The organism is Ureaplasma zalophigenitalium (genome assembly GCF_025780055.1).
Lineage (GTDB): Bacteria > Bacillota_I > Bacilli_A > Mycoplasmatales > Mycoplasmoidaceae > Ureaplasma > Ureaplasma zalophigenitalium.
In genome coordinates this window covers 1-980 of sequence record NZ_JAOXHJ010000020.1, presented here as the reverse complement: position 1 = coordinate 980, position 980 = coordinate 1, and the positions used below count along the sequence as shown (strand labels likewise).

The following is a 980-nucleotide window of genomic DNA, read 5'->3' as shown; positions in this document are numbered from 1 at the left end:
CAAATTCGGATGGGAATTCTGTTGCCAACGATGCTTTAAAAATCAACAATAATAAGTTTATTTACCGCGATAAATTCAGTCGGAACGGTTGATTAAACATGATGAATGAACGATTAATTTTAGCTAAGGAACTGCTCAAAGATGATGGAGTTATTTTTGTTTCTATCGATGATAGTGAACAAGCTTATTTAAAAGTCTTAATGGACGATATTTTTGGTGAAGAGAATTTTGTGGCATCTATGCCCTTTGTATCTAATTTAAAAGGTCGTCAAGCAAATACCAACTTTGCTCTTACGCATGAATACATATTAGTTTATAAAAAAAATAACCATATTTTTAATGAAATACCGGCCGAATTTGCTAACAATGTATTACCAGATGTTTATAAAGAAAGAGTTAATGATGTAAGTGAGGATGAATACGGAAAATTCGTTTCTCAAAATGAACTTGAAAACTCTAATTCAGCATTCAATATTAACACTCGACCAAAATTATTTTTTCCGATATATATAAATGAAAAAAATGGGCAATATTATCCAACAAGCTACAAAACAAGAGAAACAATAGATCAAATTCTTCCAAGAAAAGGTAAAGATGGTGTTCAATTGGTATGAAGATGGCAAAAAGAAAAGATTGACAATGAGGCTCAAAATTTAAAAATAGAGTTTGTTAATGGTGCATGAAAAATCAAAACAAAGAAAAGAAATCTTGGTTTTACTCTCAAGTCTTTAATTTTAGGAAAAACGCTTAATACAAAAAACGGAAATGACTTATTATACGAAATAATCAGTAAGCCATTGGAAAAAGAAAAAATATTTAGAACATGCAAGCCAATTGATTTAATTAAATTATTTTTAATAACAAATAAAAACGCTCGTATTCTCGACTTTTTTGCCGGTTCTGGTACCACTGGTCATGCTGTTATGGAACTAAATAGAGAAGATGGCGGAAATAGAACTTATACCTTAATAACCAATAAT

At 29.9% G+C, this 980-nt stretch carries 1 protein-coding gene; it reads left to right on the top strand.

The window, feature by feature from the left end; all coding sequences use genetic code 4:
- Positions 1–980, top strand: a 980-nt coding sequence (locus tag OF365_RS03165; RefSeq protein ID WP_263818166.1) for a site-specific DNA-methyltransferase, incomplete at both ends; no start/stop codon positions are given.